Annotated in this window: 18 protein-coding genes and 1 tRNA gene; 10 read left to right on the forward strand and 9 right to left on the reverse strand. The window is 59.2% G+C overall.

Going from position 1 to position 21,464, the window contains the following annotated elements:
* Positions 1–9 precede the first annotated feature (9 nt).
* The 3 genes from AC1RPZ_RS14090 to AC1RPZ_RS14100 form a co-directional block, all read right to left on the reverse strand.
* Positions 10–1,014, reverse strand: a complete 1,005-nt coding sequence (locus tag AC1RPZ_RS14090; RefSeq protein ID WP_493137646.1) for an ABC transporter substrate-binding protein — start codon at positions 1,012–1,014, stop codon at positions 10–12.
* Entirely contained in the window at positions 998–2,017 is a 1,020-nt protein-coding gene (locus AC1RPZ_RS14095) for a LacI family DNA-binding transcriptional regulator (RefSeq protein ID WP_493137647.1), read from the reverse strand. The genes AC1RPZ_RS14090 and AC1RPZ_RS14095 overlap by 17 nt, the downstream gene beginning before the upstream one ends.
* A 1,140-nt stretch (positions 2,018–3,157) precedes the next feature.
* A tRNA-Gln gene (locus tag AC1RPZ_RS14100) sits at positions 3,158–3,232 on the reverse strand.
* Between the two features lie 389 nt (positions 3,233–3,621).
* On the opposite strand from AC1RPZ_RS14100, the gene AC1RPZ_RS14105 reads away from it, so the two are divergent.
* The gene (locus AC1RPZ_RS14105; protein WP_493137648.1) at positions 3,622–5,337 is read left to right on the forward strand and encodes an amidase; all 1,716 of its coding nucleotides are present in this window, start codon (positions 3,622–3,624) and stop codon (positions 5,335–5,337) included.
* 12 nt (positions 5,338–5,349) lie between these two features.
* Here the strand turns inward: AC1RPZ_RS14105 and AC1RPZ_RS14110 are convergent, their stop codons facing one another.
* Positions 5,350–6,285 carry a LysR substrate-binding domain-containing protein gene (locus AC1RPZ_RS14110; protein ID WP_493137649.1) on the reverse strand — a complete coding sequence of 312 codons (936 nt, stop codon included), beginning with the start codon at positions 6,283–6,285 and terminating at the stop codon, positions 5,350–5,352.
* A 191-nt stretch (positions 6,286–6,476) separates the two neighbouring features.
* Between AC1RPZ_RS14110 and AC1RPZ_RS14115 the strand changes: the two genes are divergently transcribed.
* The 4 genes from AC1RPZ_RS14115 to AC1RPZ_RS14130 all read left to right on the forward strand — a co-directional run bounded on the left by AC1RPZ_RS14115 (position 6,477) and on the right by AC1RPZ_RS14130 (position 11,241).
* Positions 6,477–7,772 (forward strand): MFS transporter, encoded by a 1,296-nt coding sequence (locus AC1RPZ_RS14115; RefSeq protein WP_493137650.1) that lies wholly within the window; start codon positions 6,477–6,479, stop codon positions 7,770–7,772.
* 34 nt (positions 7,773–7,806) lie between these two features.
* Entirely contained in the window at positions 7,807–9,063 is a 1,257-nt protein-coding gene (locus tag AC1RPZ_RS14120) for a CaiB/BaiF CoA transferase family protein (RefSeq protein WP_493137651.1), read from the forward strand.
* A complete protein-coding gene (gene scpB, locus AC1RPZ_RS14125; protein ID WP_493137652.1) occupies positions 9,060–9,860 on the forward strand; it encodes a methylmalonyl-CoA decarboxylase in 801 nt (266 codons plus the stop codon). The genes AC1RPZ_RS14120 and scpB overlap by 4 nt, the downstream gene beginning before the upstream one ends.
* Before the next feature lie 298 nt (positions 9,861–10,158).
* On the forward strand, positions 10,159–11,241 hold the full coding sequence (locus AC1RPZ_RS14130) for a YncE family protein (protein ID WP_493137653.1): 1,083 nt from the start codon (positions 10,159–10,161) through the stop codon (positions 11,239–11,241).
* A 177-nt stretch (positions 11,242–11,418) separates the two neighbouring features.
* Here AC1RPZ_RS14130 and AC1RPZ_RS14135 read toward each other — a convergent pair whose 3' ends face one another.
* The gene (locus tag AC1RPZ_RS14135; protein ID WP_493137654.1) at positions 11,419–11,772 is read right to left on the reverse strand and encodes a BON domain-containing protein; all 354 of its coding nucleotides are present in this window, start codon (positions 11,770–11,772) and stop codon (positions 11,419–11,421) included.
* Positions 11,773–12,185: 413 nt separating this feature from the next.
* Here AC1RPZ_RS14135 and AC1RPZ_RS14140 point away from each other — a divergent pair, with 413 nt between their 5' ends.
* The 3 genes from AC1RPZ_RS14140 to AC1RPZ_RS14150 all read left to right on the forward strand — a co-directional run bounded on the left by AC1RPZ_RS14140 (position 12,186) and on the right by AC1RPZ_RS14150 (position 13,659).
* Positions 12,186–12,323, forward strand: a complete 138-nt coding sequence (locus AC1RPZ_RS14140; protein WP_493137655.1) for a hypothetical protein — start codon at positions 12,186–12,188, stop codon at positions 12,321–12,323.
* A 202-nt stretch (positions 12,324–12,525) separates the two neighbouring features.
* Positions 12,526–13,020 (forward strand): Spy/CpxP family protein refolding chaperone, encoded by a 495-nt coding sequence (locus AC1RPZ_RS14145; protein WP_493137656.1) that lies wholly within the window; start codon positions 12,526–12,528, stop codon positions 13,018–13,020.
* 150 nt (positions 13,021–13,170) lie between these two features.
* A complete protein-coding gene (locus tag AC1RPZ_RS14150; RefSeq protein WP_493137657.1) occupies positions 13,171–13,659 on the forward strand; it encodes a GFA family protein in 489 nt (162 codons plus the stop codon).
* Positions 13,660–13,703: 44 nt separating this feature from the next.
* Here AC1RPZ_RS14150 and AC1RPZ_RS14155 read toward each other — a convergent pair whose 3' ends face one another.
* A complete protein-coding gene (locus AC1RPZ_RS14155; RefSeq protein ID WP_493137658.1) occupies positions 13,704–14,309 on the reverse strand; it encodes a MiaE family protein in 606 nt (201 codons plus the stop codon).
* A gap of 228 nt (positions 14,310–14,537) precedes the next feature.
* Here AC1RPZ_RS14155 and AC1RPZ_RS14160 point away from each other — a divergent pair, with 228 nt between their 5' ends.
* Entirely contained in the window at positions 14,538–15,404 is an 867-nt protein-coding gene (locus AC1RPZ_RS14160) for a universal stress protein (protein WP_493137659.1), read from the forward strand.
* 85 nt (positions 15,405–15,489) lie between these two features.
* Here the strand turns inward: AC1RPZ_RS14160 and AC1RPZ_RS14165 are convergent, their stop codons facing one another.
* Positions 15,490–15,960, reverse strand: coding sequence for a DUF1289 domain-containing protein (locus tag AC1RPZ_RS14165; protein WP_493137660.1), 471 nt, complete (start codon positions 15,958–15,960; stop codon positions 15,490–15,492).
* A gap of 407 nt (positions 15,961–16,367) precedes the next feature.
* On the opposite strand from AC1RPZ_RS14165, the gene acnB reads away from it, so the two are divergent.
* The gene (gene acnB / locus AC1RPZ_RS14170) at positions 16,368–18,968 is read left to right on the forward strand and encodes a bifunctional aconitate hydratase 2/2-methylisocitrate dehydratase (RefSeq protein ID WP_493137770.1); all 2,601 of its coding nucleotides are present in this window, start codon (positions 16,368–16,370) and stop codon (positions 18,966–18,968) included.
* A 72-nt stretch (positions 18,969–19,040) separates the two neighbouring features.
* Here acnB and AC1RPZ_RS14175 read toward each other — a convergent pair whose 3' ends face one another.
* Both AC1RPZ_RS14175 and AC1RPZ_RS14180 read right to left on the reverse strand, forming a co-directional pair.
* Positions 19,041–20,699: a SulP family inorganic anion transporter gene (locus AC1RPZ_RS14175; RefSeq protein ID WP_493137661.1), complete on the reverse strand. Its 1,659-nt coding sequence runs from the start codon at positions 20,697–20,699 to the stop codon at positions 19,041–19,043.
* Positions 20,689–21,306 (reverse strand): ParB-like protein, encoded by a 618-nt coding sequence (locus AC1RPZ_RS14180; RefSeq protein ID WP_493137662.1) that lies wholly within the window; start codon positions 21,304–21,306, stop codon positions 20,689–20,691. Before AC1RPZ_RS14180 ends, AC1RPZ_RS14175 begins: the two co-directional genes overlap by 11 nt.
* Between the last annotated feature and the right edge of the window lie 158 nt (positions 21,307–21,464).

Below are 21,464 nucleotides of genomic sequence, written 5' to 3' on the forward strand. Positions count from 1 at the left end.
GGCCGTCACTTACTTGACCTCATTCAGATAACGCGCGGAGAAGGCTTCCTGCACCGCCGCCATCTGTTCGTAATTGACGACACCCGCTCGGGCATAATCACTGTCCGGCAGAAATTGCGCGGCGACGTCGGCAGGCATCTTCATCGCCCGCACTGGCCGCAAGTACGCCTTGGCCCACAACGCCTGGCCTTGGTCAGACAAGACAAAATCCAACACTTTCTCGGCGTTGGCGCGATGGGGTGCATTGCCGACAATGCTCATCACGTAAGGCACGCTGATGCTGCCTTCCTTGGGAATCACAAACGCGACATTGGCCTTATCCTTGTAGCGAGCGCGATAAGCGTTGAAGTCGTAATCGACCAGGATCGGCAACTCACCGGACAGCACCCGGGCATAAGCCGTCTGCTTGGGCACGATGGGTGAGTTTTTCGCCAGTTTCTGGAAGTAATCGATAGCTGGAGCGAAGTTATCCAGGCTGCCGCCCATGGCCTGATTGATAGCCACCGCAGAGACGTAACCGACAAAAGCGCTGGACGGATCAAGATAACCGACCATTCCTTTGTATTCGGGTTTGAGCAGGTCGGCCCAGCTTTGTGGAACCGGCAGGCCGCCCAGCGCATCGACGTTGACCATGATGCCCAGGGTGCCGGAGTGAATCGCAAACCAGTGACCTTCCGGGTCTTTCAGACCGGCCGGAATCTGCTCCCAACCCTTGGGCTTATACGTGCCAACCACGCCGGCTTTGTGCGCTTGCAAACCGAAGGTCACGCCGTAATACACCACGTCAGCCACGGGTGCGGCCTGTTCGGCCACCAGTTGCGCCAGTGACTGGCCAGAGTTCTTGTTGTCCATCGGGATCTGCACGCCGGTGGTATCGGCAATAGCCTTGAGCTGCGTGCCCCAGTCCGCCCATTCCGGCGGGCAGTTGTAGCAAATCGCCGTTTCCGCAGCCTGGGCCAGGCTGGCCACGCCGCATAGCAGCAACGCCGCCAGGGTTTTACTGAAGCGGATCATCAAGCGTCTCCTTGTAGGGTTGAGTACTTTCGCCCGGCCGAATATGGCAAGGCAGGCAATGGGAAACCGGTGCCGCGCCAGCGATCTGCGCCAGCAGTTGATCGATCACGGTGCTGGCCAGCGCCACGATGGGTTGAACGACGCTGCACAGCGTCGGGTGCATCTGGGTGCCGAGGGCGATACCGTCAAAGCCCATGACCGAGAGCTGCCGAGGCACACTCCAGCCGTTGCGCCGCAGCTCGGCAATCAAACTGATCGCCAGTAAATCGTTAGAGCAGACCAACGCACTGGGCGCTTGCGAGCCTTGTAACAACGATTCGATGGCGGCGAAATCAGCCTGGGTATGCGCGGGCATTTCGATCACCGGCAGGCTGTCGAGGCCGAACTCACGCATCGCCTCGCAATAACCGGCGTAACGCAGACGAGCACGGTCGGACTGCAAGGCGGGACCCGCGACCATGCCAATCCGCCGATGCCCTGCTTCCAGTAGATAACGGGTGGCGAGCGCCATGCCTGCGCGGTTATCCACGGACACGGCGCTGTAGTCAGGATTACCGGGCTGGTGATAGGCCAGTACAAAAGGCGTGTCTTCGCTGGCAAGGCTTTGCAGGACTCGGTTGCTTTCAGCATCGGTAACCGTCAGGACCAGACCATCGACGCGCTGACGTAACAGCTCCTCGACCACCGCGCTTTCGCGCTCGCTGCTGTAGTCAGTGGTTGCCAGCAACAGGTTGTAACCGCGTAAGCGCGCAGCGCGTTCCATCGCCTGGAATTGCTCGGCGAACACCGGGTTGAGCAGATTGGGCACCACCACTCCGATCAGGTTGGTGGTTTGCAGACGTAACTGGCGACCCAGACGATTGGGTCGAAATCCCAGCTGGCGGGCGGCGGCGAATACTTGCTCTCGGGTGGCAGGACGCACCACTTCAGGGGAGGCAAAGGTCCGCGCCGCGGTCGCCCGCGAAACACCTGCCAGCCGTGCAACCGCTTTCAAATCAGTCATTGTTCCTCGCTTGAGATCGATCTCATTAGCGAGAAAAATACTCAGGAAACATGGCGTTCCTGCGATGGATAGATGACGATTCGATGTCAGCTACGAATGCTTGCCGAGAAAATGCGTATCACCCAAGGATGACCTTCACGGACTCCTCCGACACTACTCGCTGAAAAGTTAACGCCTGATGGCTGTATTGATTTTCTAGTGGCGGAACTTGCGCAGGGGCCGAGTTAAGGCTGCGTCGGGTCGAAAAAGGCATTCATCGTGGGGTGTTCTGGCCTGCCATCAAGCGCTGCACAATGATCATGCCGGGGCCACGCTCGAACGCCACCAAAAATGTCCGGCTGGCGATAGCATTTTTCCATCCTACCGCTCGTCCCCTTGAATAAAATCGTTCTAAAAGGCCCGGCCAGCGCTTCGGACTTTTTGCTATGCTGAATTTATAGGTGAAGACGCAGACTGATGCGCAAGAGGATAGCAAGGAAACGTGGGGCGCGTTCCGAAGGGTACACGGTTAGAAAGATCTCCGCGCTGAGATCCAGCCCTTATGCCGTGTGAAGCAGAAGAGCACAAAACTGTTCTGTGAGAGTCCTGATAAACCTTGTAAGCCGGAGACCAGCACCGGCCACCTATTTAATTTTCAAAGCCCGCCCTGTGCGGGCTTTTCGTTTCCGCAGGCGCAAGACTGATGCCCTCTTGTTTCACTGGCTCGTTGCGGACAGCTTGGGGGGACATCGCCCCACGGAGCGGATAACGTAAGCAGTGGGTACTCATCTTCTTCTGGTTACATCGGAGAGATTGTGGCAAGAGCACCAATCACGATGGTTAACATCAGAAATCCCCCCAGGAAAATCGCCATCTTCAACATTACGCCTCCAAAATTACAAGTCTACGGTCGCAGAGTCGTCATTGTGATGCGGGGGCTGGATTCGTTACAGAAGCAGATGGCAAAGGAAAATACGGATCAGTGCAACAGGCCGACACCGGCCCATCGCCACTTGCCTCGATGGAGGTCACCCAGAGGGATATGCAACTGACATAAGAAACGCCGGGCCGGATCGGAGTTGGCGTTCCCCGTAAAGATGATCATCCTGAACTCGCGCAATACCTGCCGGCTGAGTGCTACCTGGATGAGCATAAGGAAAATGGCAGGGGCGGCTGGATTCGAACCAACGCATGGCAGGATCAAAACCTGCTGCCTTACCGCTTGGCGACGCCCCTGTATCTGTTGCTACGAGTGCCCGGCACTCGCTTCCTGATTTTGCAGCTTGCGAGCAACATCGAGATGTTGCTTCCTTTCACTACAAGCCCTGTAAGGGCCTCTGTAAGAGTGCGCGGAAATTTATCAACTTTCGCTTCAACTGGGAAGACCAAAAAACTAAAATTTGTTCTAAAACAGCCGCTTACTATTATGGCGAGGTTAAGCACAATCCTCTCAGGGGCTTTTGAGCGTTCCAGCAGGAGCTGGAACACCCAGATCCTGTCGCGTAATGCAGTGCAACGAGAACTGATATGAAAACCCATTTTGAGATACGTGATGTCCCTGAGCCCAAGACCCCGCGTGATGAAAACATTCACCGCATCACCCATCAGCAGCCGACGGTAACAGCATGATCGAGGTCACCGAAGTTTCCATTGCCGAACTGCGTGCTGCGCTCGAGTCTGGCCAAACAACGGCGGTTGAGCTTGTCCAAAGCTATCTTGCCAGGATCGATGCCTACGATGGACCCAACACGTCCACCGCCCTCAACGCGGTGGTGGTTCGAAACCCCGATGCGCTCAAGGAGGCGCAGGCGTCCGATGCCCGCCGGGCCAAGGGCGAGACGCTGGGTCCGCTCGATGGCATTCCCTATACGGCCAAGGACAGCTATCTGGTGAAGGGGCTGACCGCCGCTTCCGGCAGTCCCGCATTCGCCAACCTGATTGCTTATCGCGATGCGTTCACCATCGAACGGCTTCGCGCTGCCGGCGCAATCTGCCTGGGCAAGACCAACATGCCGCCCATGGCCAACGGTGGCATGCAGCGCGGGGTATACGGCCGTGCGGAGAGCCCGTACAACGGCGACTATCTCACCGCCCCCTTCGCATCAGGCTCATCGAACGGCGCAGGCACTGCAACCGCAGCCAGTTTCGCAGCATTCGGCCTCGCTGAAGAAACCTGGTCGAGCGGACGCGGCCCTGCCTCGAACAATGGACTGTGTGCCTACACGCCGTCGCGCGGGGTGATTTCGGTGCGCGGCAACTGGCCGTTGACGCCGACGATGGATGTTGTCGTGCCGTATGCCAGAACGATGGCGGACCTCCTCGAGGTGCTCGACGTCGTGGTGGCGGATGATCCCGACACACGCGGCGATCTGTGGCGGATGCAACCCTGGGTGCCGATTCCGAGTGTCGCCTCGGTGCGTCCCGCATCCTATGGGTCACTCGCTGTCAGTTCCGATGCACTCGCGGGTAAGCGCCTCGGCGTGCCCCGGATGTATATCAACGCGGATCCCGAAGCCGGCACGGCTGATACGCCGGGTATCGGTGGTCCGACGGGGCAGCGAATCATCACCCGTCCTTCCGTGATCGGGCTCTGGGAAGAGGCTCGCAAAGCACTCGAAGCCTTGGGTGCCGAAGTGATCGAGGTTGATTTCCCGATAGTCTCCAATTGCGAGGGTGATCGTCCCGGTGCGCCGACCGTGTTCAATCGCAGCATCGTGTCTAAAGAGTTCCTCCACCATGAGCTGTGGGACCTGACGGCCTGGGCGTTCGATGACTTTCTGCAGGCCAACGGCGATCCGAAATTGAACCGTCTGGTCGATGTGGATGGACCGCTGATCTTCCCGCACGACCCAGGCACCCTCCCCAACCGCGAAGGCGACCTTGCCGCTGGCATGGACGAGTACGTGCGGATGGCCGAGCGCGGCATTACACCGTGGGACGAGATCGCCACGGTTCCTGACGGACTACGGGGGCTTGAACAGACGCGTCGAATCGATCTTGAGGACTGGATGGATCGACTGGGGCTCGACGCAGTGTTGTTCCCGACAGTAGCCGACGTAGGGCCGGCGAATGCCGATGTCGATCCGCAGTCTGCGGATATCGCGTGGAGTAACGGGATATGGGTCGCCAACGGCAATCTCGCCATCCGGCACCTGGGTGTTCCCACGGTCACTGTGCCGATGGGCGTAATGCCGGACATCGGCATGCCCGTCGGGCTGACATTTGCCGGTCGCGCCTATGACGATTCGACGCTGCTTCGCTTGGCTTCGGCGTTTGAGTCGATGGGGACGAAACGATTGATCCCCCCTCGAACCCCACCATTGCCGGGTGGCAAAAAATAGAAACTGCACTCGTCATTGTCCGTCCGCCCACCCAGGGTGGCGTCCAAACGCCTCGAACAGTTCAAAAATGGTCGCCTTGACCTTTTGCACCGCGTTGCTCTGCACCGCGGTGTCAGGCCAACACAGCGACAGCTCACGCGTGAACAGCCGATGATCGATCCTGGCCAGCTTGAGCTTATGTTGATCAAGTTCAACATGGGCCGCCGCCCAAGGCAGGATCGTGACGCCCAGCTTTGCCAGAACAGCAGAAAACAACAAGTCCGTGGAATTGGCTTCGAACTCGACTTCACAGTGCAGACCGGCCTCCTGCAGTGCCGATTCGACTCGACTGCGAATCGTGTTCGGTGCGCAGGGCAGCACCAGCGGCATCTTCGCCAGGGCGTCGATCGTCACGGGCTCATCCGGTAGCGCAAACTCCGGCCACGCAACCAGATACAGCGTTTCGGTCAGCAGCCGCTGCGAGATCATCCCACGGGTTTCGACCACATCGACATTCACCGCGAGCGCAACTCGCCCCACCGTGATCAGGCGGCCGAGATCGGCACTCGGTGCATCGATCAACTCCAGCTTGATCCCCGGATAGCGACTGCGAATCGTGCGAGCGAGCGGAATCGCCAACATGCGAGCCGTACTCGACGGCATGCCGACCGATACCTTGCCCTGCGGGAATTCGGCATCCTGACGCAGTAGCTCCTGGGTGCCATCGGCCTGGCGCAACAGTTCGATGGCATGCCGGTAAAGCGTCTGCCCGGCCGCAGTGGGAACCACGCCATGCACGCTGCGCTCGAGCAGTTGCATGTCCATATCCAGTTCCAGATTGCGCATCTGCTGGCTGATCGCGGGCTGCGCGATATGCAGCGCTTCACTGGCGCGGGTGATATTGCCGCACTCAACCACCTTGATGAAATACCGCAACTGGCGCAGGTCCATGGGGGGGGTCCAAAGCATTTGACTCTATACAAAATTCCGATAGGGCTAAAGGAATTTCATATTTGTTGCTTATGGCATGCGCTGCCTAGACTGATTTCACAACAAACGAAGCACTGACGGCGGCCACAGCCTCGCAGCGCTTCAATAGGCCTGATCAAGGTCAATGGGAGATCTTAATGTCTAGAGCATTAACAGCATCGGCAACAAGCGTGAAGCCCATCAAAACGCCCCTGACCCGCGAGCAGATTCGCGGCTTCTGGACGGTCTACCTCGGATGGGTGCTCGATGGCGTGGATTCGGTGATCTTCGCCCTGGTGTTGATTCCTGCCATGTCCGAGTTGCTGCCCAACTCGGGCATAACCCCAACCCCCGCCAATATCGCCATGTACGGTTCCGTCTTGTTTGGGCTGTTTCTGATCGGTTGGGGCCTGTCGTTTATCTGGGGGCCACTCGCCGATCGCTTCGGCCGAGTGAAGATGCTGGCAGCCAGCATTTTGGTCTACTCACTGTTTACCGGGGCCGCAGCTTTCTCGGAGAACATTTGGCAGTTGGCGGCGTTTCGGCTGATTGCCGGGATCGGCGTCGGCGGCGAATGGGCACTGGCCGGCACCTACGTGGCCGAGAGCTGGCCGGAAGACCGGCGCAAGATGGGCGCGGGTTACCTGCAAACCGGCTACTACTTTGGTTTCTTCATTGCCGCGTTGCTGAACTACACAGTCGGCGCAACCTACGGCTGGCGCGTGATGTTTCTGTGCGGCCTCGCACCGGCGGCGGTGGCGATCTACACCGCGTTGAAGGTGAAAGAACCTGCCCAGACGCACAAGACCGCGCATCACGCCGAACGCCCCTACGCCCCAACCGCTTCCACTCGCACGTCGTGGTGGGAAATCTTCGCTCCGGCCTTTCGCCGACGCACGCTGACCAGTTCTGCTCTGGTCGGAGTCGCCATCGTCGGTTTGTGGGCCGGTTCAGTATACGAAGCCACCGCCGTGGTGACCCTGGCGACCCGCGCCGGTATCGACCACGTCGGCGCCGTGCACCTGGCATCCATTGGCGCGGCGGTACTGTCGCTCAGCACGATTCTCGGCTGCCTCGTAGCGCCTTGGCTGGCCGAGCGACTAGGGCGACGGGTTGCGCTGGGCGTCTACTTTGCCGGCATGGCGGTGTCGATCGTGGTCGCCTTCGGCTGGGTGTTCTACATGGACGACGGCCTGCATCTGTTCATGGTGTCGCTGGTGTTCCTTGGCTTCTTCGGCGGTAACTTCGCGATTTTCTCGCTCTGGCTGCCCGAGCAGTATCCGACCCGGATCCGCGCCACGGCGTTTGCTTTCAACGCATCGATCGGCCGCTTCATCGGCGCAGGCGTCAACTTCCTGCTGGCCGCGGCGATCCACTGGCACGGCTCGCTGGGCGCACCGATCGCCTGGACCGCCGCCGCTTTCGTGGCCGGCATTCTGATCCTGCCGTTCGCCGTCGAAACCCGGAATCAGCCGTTGCCGCAATAAAACAGCAGCGCTCAAACATTCACTGGAGAACCGTATGCAAGCTTTGCAAGGCGTGAAAATCGTCGACCTGAGCCGTGCGCTGTCAGGGCCGTTCTGCACCATGGTGCTGGCGGACCTCGGTGCCGATGTGGTCAAGATCGAGCCCGGCCCGACCGGCGACATGAGCCGGACCTGGGGCCCGTTCGACCGGGGCGTGAGTACCTACTATCTGTCGTGCAATCGCAATAAACGCGGCATGTGCATCGACTTCCGCAATCCCCAGGGGCTGGCCACGATCCAGCGGCTGATCGATGACGCCGACGTGGTGATCGAGAACTTCAAACCCGGCACCCTCGAGAGCATGGGGCTCAGCTACGACATGCTCAGCGCACGCAATCCACGGCTGATCATGGGCAGCATCAACGCCTTTGGCACCGACGGACCGATGAGCAGCTGGCCGGGTTTCGATCAGATCGCCCAGGGCTATTCGGGGCTGATGAGCCTGACGGGGTTCGTCGATGGCGATCCGACCCGCACCGGCACGGCTATCGGCGACCTGACCTCGGGCATGTGGCTGGTGACGGCGGTATTGGCCGCCCTGCTGGAGCGCGAACGCACCGGGCACGGTCAGCACGTCAGTACGTCGTTGCTGGCCAGCCTGGTCGGATTGTTGAGCGTGCACGGTCAACGCTACCTCAGCCTCGGCGATGTCCCCCGTCGCACGGGTAACGCCCATTCAGTCATTGCGCCTTACGGCGTGTTCCAGACGCAGGACGGCCCGCTCAATCTGGCGCCGATCACCTCGGCCATGTGGGGACGTTTGTGCGTGCTGCTCGATTTGCCCACGCTGCCGGACGACCCGCGCTTCGCGACCAATGAAGCCCGGGTTGCGCGGCGTGACGAATTGAGAGCCATCCTGGAAAGCCGTCTGAAAACCCGCGGCAAACGCGCGTGGACCGAACTGTTCATCGAGGCCGGCTTGCCCGCCGGCCCGATCAACACACTCGACGAAGTGTTCGACGACCCGCAGGTGCTGCACAGCCAACTGACCAGGACACTCACGCACCCGACACTCGGCGCGCTGCGTCAGGTAGTGACCCCGGTGTTCAGCGCAACCGACACCGCTGAACCTGCGCCTGGTGTTGGCCAGCGACCACCGCCGCTCCTCGGTGAACACACCCTTGAAGTGCTGCGCGAGGCCGGTTTCGACGCCGCGTCGATCAACGCACTGCTGGCCGCGAAAGCCGTATATCAGGACACCAACGATTCGCCAGCCATGGCCTCCGGACAATCAACAGGAACAGCCCAATGACCCCGACGCAAACCTCTTCCGCCACCGTGACCGTCAAGATTGTCGATGAACGAATCGGTCGGCTGGTCTTCAGCAACCCCACCCACCGCAACGCCCTCAGCGCACAACTGCTGACGGCCCTCGACGAAAGCCTCGCCGCACTGGCGTCACAACGCATACCGGTGGTGATACTGGGCAGCGAAGTGGGCCAGCCCGTCTGGAGCGCCGGCCACGACATCCGCGAACTGCAACACGACCACGACCCGATTGCCTACGGCAAGCCACTCGAAACAGTGTTGCGCCGCATCCGCGCCTACCCCGGCGTGGTGATTGCCATGGTCTCCGGCTCGGTGTGGGGCGGTGCGGTCGATCTGGTGATGAGTTGCGACCTGGTCGTCGCCGATCGCAACGCGAGCTTTTCGATGACCCCGGCAAACATCGGCTTGCCCTACACAACCAGTGGGCTGCTGCGTTTCTTCAACAACCTGCCGATTCACGTATTGAAGGAAATGTTTTTCGGCGCGCAGAAGCTCGATGCAGAGCGTGCTGAACGCTTCGGTGTGGTGAACCGGCTGGTCGACAGCGACGAACTGGAGGCGACTGCGCTGGAACTGGCACGCACGATTGCCAGTAAAGCACCGCTGGCCATTGCGGCGGTCAAGGAGCAGTTGCGCATCCTCGAAGACCTGCAACCGATGCCCGTCCAGGCGATGGAGCAGATCGCAGAACTGCGTCGACAAGCGTGTGAGAGCAGCGACTTCGATGAGGGACTGGCGGCATTTGCCGAGCGTAGGCCAGCGGTGTTTTGCGGTCGGTAGGACACTCTGAAGTAGACGATTGAGTCTGATAAGAGACGAACATCTCATTGTTGAATCCAAATCCGAGCCCCACCATAAGTATTGACATTGTAAATACGGCAGTTGAAATTCACTCGGCGATTGAGGGAGTTCAGGAGGTCGTCTGGCGAGCGACATCGAGGCGCCATGGGCGAGCCAGCGACGGCCAAGGCAGTGTATCTCTGAAAGGATGCGAAGAAGTCAGGCGTCCCGGTTGGCCGAGGCGGCTTACTAGAAGCGAACAAAAACAAAAATATCCGAAGACCTCAGGAGAAAACCTATGGTGCAGCGAAAATTGTTGGGTTCCGCGGCTGCGATATTGGCTTTGAGTCTCGCCACTTCAATCAACGCCGCTGAACTGAAACAGATCGGCACATTGGAGGTTCCGGGTGAACCTCTCAACGGCTTCGACATCAGCTACGTCGATCAGGCGACCAACCGTTACTATTTGGCCGATAGAAGCAACAAGGCTGTCGACGTGTTCGATGGCACTAGCGGCAAGATGGTCGACCGCTTGCCCGGCGGATTCGCTGGGCAATTAAAGAGCAACGACGTGTCCGGCCCGAACGGCATCGTTGTCGTTGGCGGGGAATTGTGGGCCGGCGACGGCGACAGCACGCTGAAGATCATCGACCTCAAGACGAAAAAAGTCATCGATACCCTTTCAACCGGCGGAAAAGCCCGGGTTGACGAGATGGCCTACGATCCGAAGGCGCACGTTGTGATTGCCGCCAACAATGCCGACGATCCGCCGTTCCTGACGCTGATCTCGACCAAGCCTGGCCACAAAGTCGTGGCCAAGATTCCCTTGGAGGACGCCACAGACGGGATCGAGCAGGCCGTCTACGACGTAGTGACGAAAAGGTTCTATGTTTCGATTCCGGAATTGAAGAAGGATAAGGCCAAGGGTGCCGTCGCCGTCATCAACCCGGACAGCGGCAAGGTCGAGAAACTATTGTCAGTGAATGACTGCCATCCCAACGGACTGGTGCAAGGGCCTGGCGCAAACCTGCTGTTAGGTTGCAACGCCGGCGTAAAGGATAGCGGCCTGCCGCCGGTATTCGTCGTCATGAAAACTGACGGCTCGGTGGTCAAGGTCATTCCTGGCCTCGGTGCCGCCGACATGGTCACCTACAATCCGAAGCTCAAGCAATATTACACCGCTTCGCGCGGTATGCCGGACGGCCCGGAACTCGGTGTCATCGACGCGAAATCCAACACGCTCGTCCAACGTATAAAGCTGCCCGGCGGCAACCCGCATTCGGTTGCAGTCAGCGAAAAAAATAATCACGTCTTCCTGCCGCTCAACGCCAAGGACGGTGGCTGTAATGGTTGCGTTGCCGTCTTCGCACCAGGCAGCTAACCCCATCGTAATCGTCGAGCCTTGTGTGTCGCCAATCAAAGCGGCACGCAAAATTGCTTGCCGGTCTTGATCTAACGCCCACGCAAGGTCTTCAGCGCTACGATGGTCGGACTCTTCTGCTCTGCGCCCCGCTCCCGCTCCCCAACCGGGAGCGCGGCGCTCACAAGGTTGCCAGCATCATTTGTCATCCATCTTTTTTTCCGACGATGGCGACCGATACTCGGTGTTCTCTTCAGCGTTGGGCGCTTCAGGGAGATGCCCTGGAGTGAACACATGAGTCAGCAAGTCCTTGGCATCGATTTCGTTGACGCCATTCACCGAACGGGCGAGTTCTACCACCCGCTCGCATTCTTTATGGGTGTTAACGCGGCCGCTCAATGCCACCGTACCGGCATGGGTTTTGACATTGACATGCAGACCGAGAGTCGGTTCTGAAAAGGCCAGAGCCGACTTCACCCGGGTTGTAATCCACGCGTCGTGAACAGCGACTCCCAGATCATGAGAGTAATGCTGGAAGGAGTGAGTTTTCATAGCTAGACCCTCTCTCGTGTCATCAACAGGTTAATTATAGTGCGGCCATTGCGTGAGGTCAGAGCGCTGTCCCCCAGCACATCCGCTTCGGTCGCTCTGTGCCGGGCGCAAGAGTGCGCTACCGAACAGACCCGCGCGGGCGGCGGAGTTAACCTGGCGTGAGGCAGGTCACTGCCAAATCAGGACGGTGCGATCCTCCTGCTCATCCAGTGGACGGTGGGGTTCAGTGATTCCCTCATTCAAGGAGGCACGACTCATGACTCAGCATTCGCAAATACCTTCATATCGACGACTGGCAGTAATGCTCGTCGCTGTTATGGCGACAGCTGCCGCGCTACCGGTACTGGCGCAGCACGACAATCAACGCGAGGGCTACGACCGGCAGGTTTATCATCGCGACTATCGTGGCGGCCATGACAGACATCGTGACTATCGCGGCGACCGTGGCGGTGACTATCGCGGTGGCGGCAGCGACGATTTGGGCGCTGTACTCGTTGGCGCAATATTGGGAGCAGTGGCTGCGGGTGCGGTACGAGCGCCGCCAGCCGTGATTTACCGGGAACCCCCTCCGCCACCACCACCGGGGGTCAGGTACTACCCAAGGTCGTACTATCCCGACTCGTACAACTCCAATGGATATCCTCCACCCGGCTATTAATTCCATAGCCGCATGGACCCTGAGCGACCGCCGCTCCCACTGATATATCCCCTGCAACGGTCGTCAATTCGACAACTCAATCCGGATATAAAGACATGAACAACTTCGTACTTAAAGCGGTTATGCCGGCAGCGTTGATGCTGGCATTCCTCACCCCTTCTGTCTCGGCACAGACAACGGCAGCGAGCAGTCCTGGCGCACCGTCACAGACGGCTGCCACTCATGCCAAAAAGCACGTCGACGTTGTAGAGAAGAGGATCAACGAACTGCACGCCAAGCTGAAAATCACCGACAAGCAGTCAGCGCAATGGGACGCCTATGCGCAAACCATACGCGACAACGCTCACAACGCCGATACAGCCTTTCTGGAGCGTGCGGAAAAGCTGCCAGCATTGAGTGCCGATGACGCGATGATGTCCTATGCCAAATTAGCCCAATTGCACGCGGACAATATGCAGAAACTTGCAACGGCGTTTAGCGCTCTGTATGGCACGTTTTCCGATGTTCAGAAAAAAAACGCCGACAAGCTGTTCCGCAATGAACAGGAAAAACGCGAGGACCGGCTCGAGGCAGCGAAAAAAACCCATTAAGAGGCCAGCATCCTCAACCAGGCGAACCGGCCGCTGCAGGCTCGGTTCGCATTGGAGCGCAGCGACCCGCAGAGGCTGACACCAAGAACTGAAATATTGCTGAACAGCTACGCTGTTCCGGGAGATCCGCAGACCTGTTGGAGGTTTCCCATGAAGCTCGAAGGTTCCTGCCATTGCGGCGCGGTGTCGTTCAGCCTGAGCAGTGCCCACCCCTACCCGTATCAGCGCTGTTACTGCTCGATCTGCCGCAAGACCCAGGGCGCGGGCGGCTATGCGATCAACCTCGGCGGCGAGGCGAACAGCCTGAAAGTCCGTGGCCGCAAACACATCTCGATCTATCACGCCCGCCTCAAGGATGACGGTGCCCGACGTGCCCACAGCAGCAGCGCCGAACGGCACTTCTGCTCGCTCTGCGGCAGTGGCTTGTGGCTGTTCAGCCCTGAATGGCCCGAGTTGATTCACCCCTTCGCTTCGGCCATCGACACCCCGCTGCCGGTGCCGCCGGAACACACGCACCTGATGCTCGGTTCAAAAGCCCCGTGGGTCGAAGTCGAGGCACATCCCAAGGATCAGCTGTTCGAGGTCTACCCGGAAGAATCCATCGCCGAGTGGCACGAACGGCTGGGGCTGACCCGTTAACAGTCTTGATCGTTGATCTCTTGATCGTTCCCACACGTCGCCATTCAGAGCGCAGGCACACCACTGTGGAAACGGAACTCGACGTCCGGGGACTCGATCAGCTCTTGCTCGGCGGCGCGAACCTTATCGATCACCTGAGCGATGTCCTTGGCGTCGCCGTACTGGTAAGCCAGCTTCAGATACCCCTGGAAATGCCGCGCCTCGCTTTTCAGCAGGCCGAAGTAGAACGTGCCCAACTCTTCATCCAGATGCGGCACCAACGCTTCGAAGCGCTCACAGCTGCGCGCCTCGATAAATGCCCCGACCACCAGCGTGTCGACCAGTTTGACCGGCTCGTGGCTGCGCACCACTTTGCGCAAACCCGAGGCGTAACGACCGGCGGACAATTGGCGCAGTTCGATCTTGCGCTTTTTCATCAGGCGCATGACTTGCTCGTGGTGCACCAGTTCTTCCCGGGCCAGACGCGACATCAGATTGATCAGGTCGACGTGCGAGTGGTACTTGGCGATCAGGCTGAGCGCGGTACTGGCGGCCTTGAACTCGCAGTTCTTGTGGTCGATCAGCAGGGTTTCCTGGTCGGCCAAAGCGGCCTGAATCCAGCCATCAGGCGTGCGGCAGCCAAGGAACTCATGAATTTCAGGAAGGATCATTGGCTCACTTCCGACAGTTCAACAGGACCATGGGGCAGGACGGCGACGATTTCAGGGTTCAGTAACATGAGGCTCACGGGCAATAGGTTCACAGCGAAGGGCGCTGATTATACTGGCCTGCCGGCAGACCACCAGTCGCGGCACTTGATATGCATCAAGACCCGAGTTCGCAACCAGCAACTATAGTTGTGCAACGACGTGTTTTTTAATTCATCGGAGATTCCGATCATGCAAGCCATCCGCAGCATCCTGGTGGTCATTGAGCCCTCGCCCAACGAAAGCCTGGCCCTCAAACGCGCCAAACTGATCGCTGGGGTGACCCAAGCGCACCTGCATTTGTTGATCTGCGATAAAGAGCACGATCACTCGGCGCTGTTGCGCGTGCTCAAGGCCAGCCTGCTGGAAGACGGTCATAGCGTCACCACCGAGCAAGCCTGGAACAAAAGCCTGCATGAAACCATCATCGATGTGCAGCAGGCCGAAGGCTGCGGGCTGGTGGTCAAGCAACACTTCCACGACAACCCGTTGAAGAAAGCCCTGCTGACCCCGGAAGACTGGAAACTGCTGCGTCAATGCCCTAGCCCGGTATTACTGGTGAAAACCTCGAAACCCTGGACTGGCGGAACGATTCTGGCGGCCATCGACGTGGGCAACAGCGACCCTGAGCACCGCGTGCTGCATGCCAGCATCGTCGATCATGGTTTCGACATCGCCCACCTGGCCAAGGCCCAGTTGCACGTCCTCAGCGCCCACCCGTCGCCGATGCTCTCGGCGGCCGACCCGGTGTTCCAGCTCAAGGAAACCATCGAAGCCCGCTACCGCGAAGCGTGCAAGGCGTTCCAGGCCGAATTCGACATCGACGATGAGCACCTGCATATCGAAGAAGGTCCGGCCGATGTGCTGATTCCCCACGTTGCACATAAATTGCAGGCGTCGGTGACCGTCATCGGCACCGTTGCGCGTACCGGGTTCTCGGGCGCGTTGATTGGTAATACCGCGGAAGTGGTGCTCGATTCGCTGGAAAGCGATGTGCTGGTGCTCAAACCGCAGGAAATCATGGATCACCTGGAGGAATTGGTGACCAGCGGTAAATAGATCAAAAGATCGCAGGCTTCGCCAGCTCCTACAGTGATCGCGTTCCCCGTAGGAGCTGCCGCAGCCTGCGATCTTTTGATGTTAATCAGCCGCCGAAAGCATCCTTAAGGAAGCCCGGCGCAATGTAGCGCTGGTAATGCGCCTCCGACAGCAGGAAAAATTCCCGATCGATGGCATCGCGCAACTCCGGCAGGCTGCAATCGCGGAACTCCGGCAGCAACACCATCCCGTAGGCTTCCAGATTGTTGATCACCCGCGCGCCACGGGCGATCAACTGATACGCCCAGCAATATTCCGACTGATGGGGCACAAAGCGGATTTTTCGTTGTTCCAGCTGCTCACGCAGGCGCGCGCGGTCGAAAATCTCGAGTTTCCCGGCCATCACTTGCCCCAACAGCTGCTCAAGACGCAACCAGACGGCGCGCTTTTCTTCCTCGTTGTAACCGTTCCAGTGAATCACTTCATGGTGGAAACGCTTGCAGCCACGGCACACCAGATCACCGTAAACAGTGGAACAGAGGCCGACGCAGGGCGTCTTGATGGTTTGATTGGGCATAGGTAGGCAAAACGCGAAAAGCAAAACAGGCCGGCATGTTAGCCCTTTGTCTAACATTCATCACCCCTCAAAGTTCAGGGGCGAACTTACCTTTAATTTTTTTTTGCCGTAGAATCGGCCAGCCTTTTAAGGCGCCAATGTCCGTTAGAAGCTGTTTTCAAAGCGTCACGAGCACAGTCGTTCCTTCAGAGCGGTGTTGGCGATGAGTATTTCCAGCGGGGAAAAACTCAGCGCCAACCCTCATCAGCTCCCCGTTCTGCAGGCGTAAAACTTTGAAAGCAGCTTCTGTAAGGAATTGTCGGTAATTCTGGCTAAGCGGCCCACAACGCCACGCAGCGCATGAGTACGGCAATTTCGGGATGAGCGTCCCGGACACCCATTTGGGACCACTGATGAGGGTAATAACTGTGCTTGAAGCCTACCGCAAACATATCGAAGAGCGCGCAGCACTGGGTATCGTTCCCCAGCCGCTTAACGCCGAACAAACTGCAGGCCTGGTTGAGCTGCTGAAGAATCCTCCCGCTGGCGAAGAATCTTTTCTCGTTGACCTGATCACCAATCGCATTCCGCCTGGCGTGGACGAAGCAGCCTATGTAAAGGCCGGCTTCCTGTCTGCGTTGGCCAAAGGCGAAGCCACTTCCCCCCTGATCGACAAAAAGCGCGCTGTTGAACTGCTTGGCACCATGCAAGGCGGCTACAACATCGTGACGCTGGTTGACCTGCTCGACTCCGCCGAACTGGCTGCAATCGCTGCCGCGCAACTCAAGCACACCCTGCTGATGTTCGATGCTTTCCACGACGTCGCGGAAAAAGCCAAGAACGGCAACGTTCACGCTCAAGGCGTACTGCAATCCTGGGCTGACGGCGAGTGGTTCAAGAACCGCCCGGTGCTGGCCGACAAGATCAGCCTGCGCGTGTTCAAGGTTACCGGCGAAACCAACACCGACGACCTGTCTCCTGCGCCTGATGCCTGGTCCCGTCCAGACATCCCGCTGCACGCCCTGGCCATGCTGAAAATGGCCCGTGACGGCATCGTGCCGGACGAACAAGGCGTCACCGGTCCGATGAAGCAGATCGAAACCATGCGCGGCGAAGGTTTCCCTATCGCCTACGTCGGCGACGTAGTGGGTACCGGTTCTTCGCGTAAATCGGCGACCAACTCGGTGCTGTGGTTCTTCGGCGATGACGTTCCTTACGTGCCGAACAAGCGCGCTGGCGGTTTCTGCTTCGGCAGCAAAATCGCTCCGATCTTCTACAACACCATGGAAGATGCCGGCGCACTGCCAATCGAATTCGACGTGACCAACATGAACATGGGCGACGTGATCGACCTGTACCCTCATGCTGGCAAAGTCTGCAAACACGGTACTGATGAAGTCCTGACCACCTTCGAAATGAAGACCCCGGTCCTGCTCGACGAAGTCCGTGCTGGCGGTCGTATTCCGCTGATCATCGGCCGTGGCCTGACCGAGAAGGCGCGTGCCGAACTGGGTCTGCCGCCATCCGATCTGTTCAAGAAGCCGGAAGCTCCGGCTGAAAGCACCAAGGGTTTCACCCTGGCGCAGAAAATGGTCGGCAAGGCGTGCGGCGTCGTTGGCGTTCGTCCAGGTACCTACTGCGAACCGAAAATGACCACCGTCGGTTCCCAGGACACCACTGGCCCGATGACCCGTGACGAACTGAAAGACCTGGCGTGCCTGGGCTTCTCGACCGATCTGGTGATGCAGTCCTTCTGCCACACCGCGGCCTATCCAAAGCCGATCGACGTCACCACTCACCACACCCTGCCAGACTTCATCATGACCCGCGGCGGCGTTTCCCTGCGTCCGGGCGACGGCATCATCCACAGCTGGCTGAACCGCATGCTGCTGCCGGACACCGTCGGCACTGGTGGTGACTCGCACACCCGTTTCCCGATGGGCATCTCGTTCCCGGCCGGTTCCGGTCTGGTCGCGTTCGCCGCAGCCACTGGCGTGATGCCTCTGGACATGCCGGAATCGATCCTGGTGCGCTTCAAAGGCAAAATGCAACCGGGCGTCACCCTGCGTGACCTGGTTCATGCCATTCCTTACTACGCGATTCAGGCTGGCCTGCTGACCGTAGAGAAGAAAGGCAAGAAGAACGCCTTCTCCGGCCGTATCCTGGAAATCGAAGGCCTGGACAACCTGAGCATCGAACAAGCTTTCGAGCTGTCCGACGCCTCGGCCGAGCGTTCGGCTGCCGGTTGCACCATCAAGCTGTCGAAAGAATCGATCACCGAGTACCTGAGCTCCAACATCACCCTGCTGCGCTGGATGATCGGCGAAGGCTACGGCGATGCGCGTACCCTGGAACGTCGTGCTCAAGCGATGGAAGCCTGGATCGCCAACCCTGAGCTGATGGTTGCCGATGCTGACGCCGAATACGCTGAAATCATCGAAATCGACCTGGCCGACATCAAAGAGCCTGTGCTCTGCGCGCCGAACGATCCGGACGACGCCCGTCTGCTGTCCAGCGTTGCTGGCGAGAAGATCGACGAAGTGTTCATCGGTTCGTGCATGACCAACATCGGTCACTTCCGCGCTGCCGGTAAACTGCTGGATCAGGTCAAGGGTCAGCTGCCAACCCGTCTGTGGCTGTCGCCGCCGACCAAGATGGACGCTCACCAACTGACCGAAGAAGGCTACTACGGCATCTACGGCAAGGCTGGCGCGCGCATGGAAATGCCGGGCTGCTCGCTGTGCATGGGTAACCAGGCGCGCGTTGAACCGAACGCCACCGTGGTGTCGACGTCGACCCGTAACTTCCCGAACCGTCTGGGTGATGGCGCCAACGTCTACCTGGCTTCGGCCGAGCTGGCGTCGGTGGCCTCGATCCTGGGTCGCCTGCCGACCGTCGAGGAGTACATGGCCTACGCGAAAGAAATCGACACCATGGCCAGCGATGTTTATCGCTACCTGAGTTTCGACCAGATCGCCGAGTTCCGTGAAGCTGCAGCGAACGCCAACATCCCGGTCGTTCAAGCCTAACGTGACAACGCCATGAAAAACGCCGCGCATCGTAAGGTGCGCGGCGTTTTTTTATGCCTGAAAATCGTGCCCTTACGCCTTCAGCGCCTCCTGCACCGCGCCGTCGACACTCGAGCCGCTGAGAATGATCTGCGAACGCTCAGCCTCCGGCAACGCCGACAACGCCGCTTGCGCCTCATCTTTGAGACGCGCCAGCACCAAGCGTTTACCTTCGTTGCGTACCCGCAAGAAAAACTCCTGAAACGCCTCGATACTGGTGCCGTCCAGATCTGGCGACTCCTCTAGACTGAGAATCACCGTATGAATCGGCGTTTCAGCGTGTCGGACCAGTCGTAAAGCCCCACCGAGTATCCGCTCGACATTGGCGAAGAACAGCGCTTCGCCTGGCCGGACAATCAGCATCCCCGGTACGGCCTTGGCCAGTGGATGACGTTGCACGTCGACAAAATCGTGCCCAGTGCCGATGTGCCCGAGAATCTGGATATCCGCCGCCGACATCTGCTTGAGCATCAGCAGCACACTGATCGCCACCGCCACCAGCAAACCGTCCAGCACCCCCAGCACCAACACGGCCGCCACGGCGCAGATCACCAGCAGGCGATCACGTCGCCAGACGAAATAACGCCCCAGCGGTTGCAGGCTCAAGCCGCGGCCCAACGCATGCATGACGATCGCAGCCAGTATCGGCTCAGGGGTCAAAGCAATATAAGGCAACACCGTCAGGACGATGATCAGCACCACCAACGCCGCCACGCCACCGGCCAATCGCGAAGTCGCGCCAGCGGCCTCATTCGCGGAAGTCGCGGAATACCCCGCCCCTGCCGGCATCCCGTGAAACAGTCCAGACAGCAGGTTCGACGCCCCGAGCGCGAGCAGGTCCCGGTTCGAGGACACCCGATCACCGTGCTTGAGTGCGAAGGAGCTTATCGAGCCGTAGGACTCTGCATACAGGATCATCACCATGGCAAAGCCCAGCTCCCCCAGGCGCAACCAATCAGCAAAGGGCAACACCGGCAGCTTCGGAACCTCCAGGCCGAGGTCGATCACCCCGATCAGCCTGACCCCATAGGCCGGCAAGTTCAGCCATTGTCCCGCCACGATGCCGATCACCACCACCAGCAAGCCACCCGGCAGGCGCCGGAATCGCGCAAACAGCAACAGCAATGCAAGCGCCACCGCAGCCACACCTGCGGCGGCCCAGTTCCACTGAGGCAGCTGCTCCAGCAACTGCGGCAAAAAGCGAATCAGGTTACCGTCGCTCAGATGCACGCCGACCACGTTGGCCAGCTGTTTAAGGATGATGGTCAGCGCCAGGCCAAAGGCAAAGCCGCGCAATACTGGCTTGGCGATAAACGACGTCACGCTGCCGAGTTTGAACAACCCGGCCAGCAAAAAGAACGCGCCTGTGACCAGAACCAGCCCGATGGCCAGGCTCGCACGCAATTGCGGGTCGCCACTGGCCAGTGTCGCCGTGGCGGCCGCCAATACGGCGGCTGACGAAGAAGTCGCGGAAACAATGGCAAACCGGCTGGTGCCGAACAGCCCGTAGCAGAGTAAACCGGCAAATAAGGCAATAACCCCGGCCTGAGGCGCCAGGGCCGCAATACTTGAGTACGCGACAGCCTCTGGTAGCAACAGACCGGCAATCGACAGACCGGCCAACAGATCCTGCCAGCGGTTCGGTTTTTCGCCAGAAGTCTGAGCTGACGACTTGGGTGGTTCAGTCGGCAATCGGACCTGCCCAACCCGGCAAATACCGAGCCTCCTGACTACGCGCCAGGTCCATGGCCTGGGTCTGCAGCTTGCTTCCTTGATCGTTGATCAGATCGCTGGAGATGCGGCTGCGAAAGAAGTCCGCCCAGAGGAATTCGCTGTAGGGCGTCGTATCCTTGGAGTACCCACCGGCACGCCGTACCTGCCCTGCCAGGCTGCGATAAGGATCATCCTGCAAATCGACGATAGCCTTGGGAATCGCCTCGAATGAGTGCCGTGACCCGTGGGCATCGTAGGGGTGCACCCATTGGTTGAAGTCCATGACACTCCAGAACGTCATGGGCTCGACAAACGATAAATCCTTGAGCACCAGCAGCGGGACCGTCTCGACCTCTTCCTGAAGCAACGCCAGACCGAAGTGGTGGTGATCAACGATGTAATAGCGCTCTTGCGGGCCAAGGACACAAGGGAACCAGTGGCTCTCCAGAGCAGCGCTACGCTCCTTGCGCTTGAGCTTTTTCCATTGCTGACGCTTGGCGCTCACTTCGGCCAGACCGACCGTGAGCTGCGTCGGGTGCAGTTTTTCCAGCTTGCCAGTGATCAATTGCGGGTGGGCACGAGCCATCGGGCGTCTCCAGACAAGCCGTTGAAATGCCGACGAGACCGTCGGCGGCGGTACACCAGCAGACGTTCTATCACGCTAAAAGGCAAGCACAAGCGTAGTCCTTTTTCCACCTTCAGCTGCCACAGCGGGTGAACAAGGCCCCGGTGATGGTCCTGAGT

Source organism: Pseudomonas sp. GW822-FHT02D10, assembly GCF_058802345.1.

Excerpts from the sequence above, each read along its gene's own strand:
- AC1RPZ_RS14090 (WP_493137646.1), bottom strand. The coding sequence starts at position 1,014 with ATGATCCGCTTCAGTAAAACCCTGGCGGCGTTGCTGCTATGCGGCGTG.
- AC1RPZ_RS14120 (WP_493137651.1), top strand. The coding sequence starts at position 7,807 with ATGCAAGCTTTGCAAGGCGTGAAAATCGTCGACCTGAGCCGTGCGCTG.
- AC1RPZ_RS14130 (WP_493137653.1), top strand. The coding sequence starts at position 10,159 with ATGGTGCAGCGAAAATTGTTGGGTTCCGCGGCTGCGATATTGGCTTTG.
- AC1RPZ_RS14135 (WP_493137654.1), bottom strand. The coding sequence starts at position 11,772 with ATGAAAACTCACTCCTTCCAGCATTACTCTCATGATCTGGGAGTCGCT.
- AC1RPZ_RS14160 (WP_493137659.1), top strand. The coding sequence starts at position 14,538 with ATGCAAGCCATCCGCAGCATCCTGGTGGTCATTGAGCCCTCGCCCAAC.
- AC1RPZ_RS14150 (WP_493137657.1), top strand. The coding sequence starts at position 13,171 with ATGAAGCTCGAAGGTTCCTGCCATTGCGGCGCGGTGTCGTTCAGCCTG.
- AC1RPZ_RS14145 (WP_493137656.1), top strand. The coding sequence starts at position 12,526 with ATGAACAACTTCGTACTTAAAGCGGTTATGCCGGCAGCGTTGATGCTG.
- AC1RPZ_RS14180 (WP_493137662.1), bottom strand. The coding sequence starts at position 21,306 with ATGGCTCGTGCCCACCCGCAATTGATCACTGGCAAGCTGGAAAAACTG.
- AC1RPZ_RS14110 (WP_493137649.1), bottom strand. The coding sequence starts at position 6,285 with ATGCTTTGGACCCCCCCCATGGACCTGCGCCAGTTGCGGTATTTCATC.
- AC1RPZ_RS14105 (WP_493137648.1), top strand. The coding sequence starts at position 3,622 with ATGATCGAGGTCACCGAAGTTTCCATTGCCGAACTGCGTGCTGCGCTC.
- scpB (WP_493137652.1), top strand. The coding sequence starts at position 9,060 with ATGACCCCGACGCAAACCTCTTCCGCCACCGTGACCGTCAAGATTGTC.
- AC1RPZ_RS14165 (WP_493137660.1), bottom strand. The coding sequence starts at position 15,960 with ATGCCCAATCAAACCATCAAGACGCCCTGCGTCGGCCTCTGTTCCACT.
- AC1RPZ_RS14095 (WP_493137647.1), bottom strand. The coding sequence starts at position 2,017 with ATGACTGATTTGAAAGCGGTTGCACGGCTGGCAGGTGTTTCGCGGGCG.
- AC1RPZ_RS14140 (WP_493137655.1), top strand. The coding sequence starts at position 12,186 with ATGACAGACATCGTGACTATCGCGGCGACCGTGGCGGTGACTATCGCG.
- AC1RPZ_RS14155 (WP_493137658.1), bottom strand. The coding sequence starts at position 14,309 with ATGATCCTTCCTGAAATTCATGAGTTCCTTGGCTGCCGCACGCCTGAT.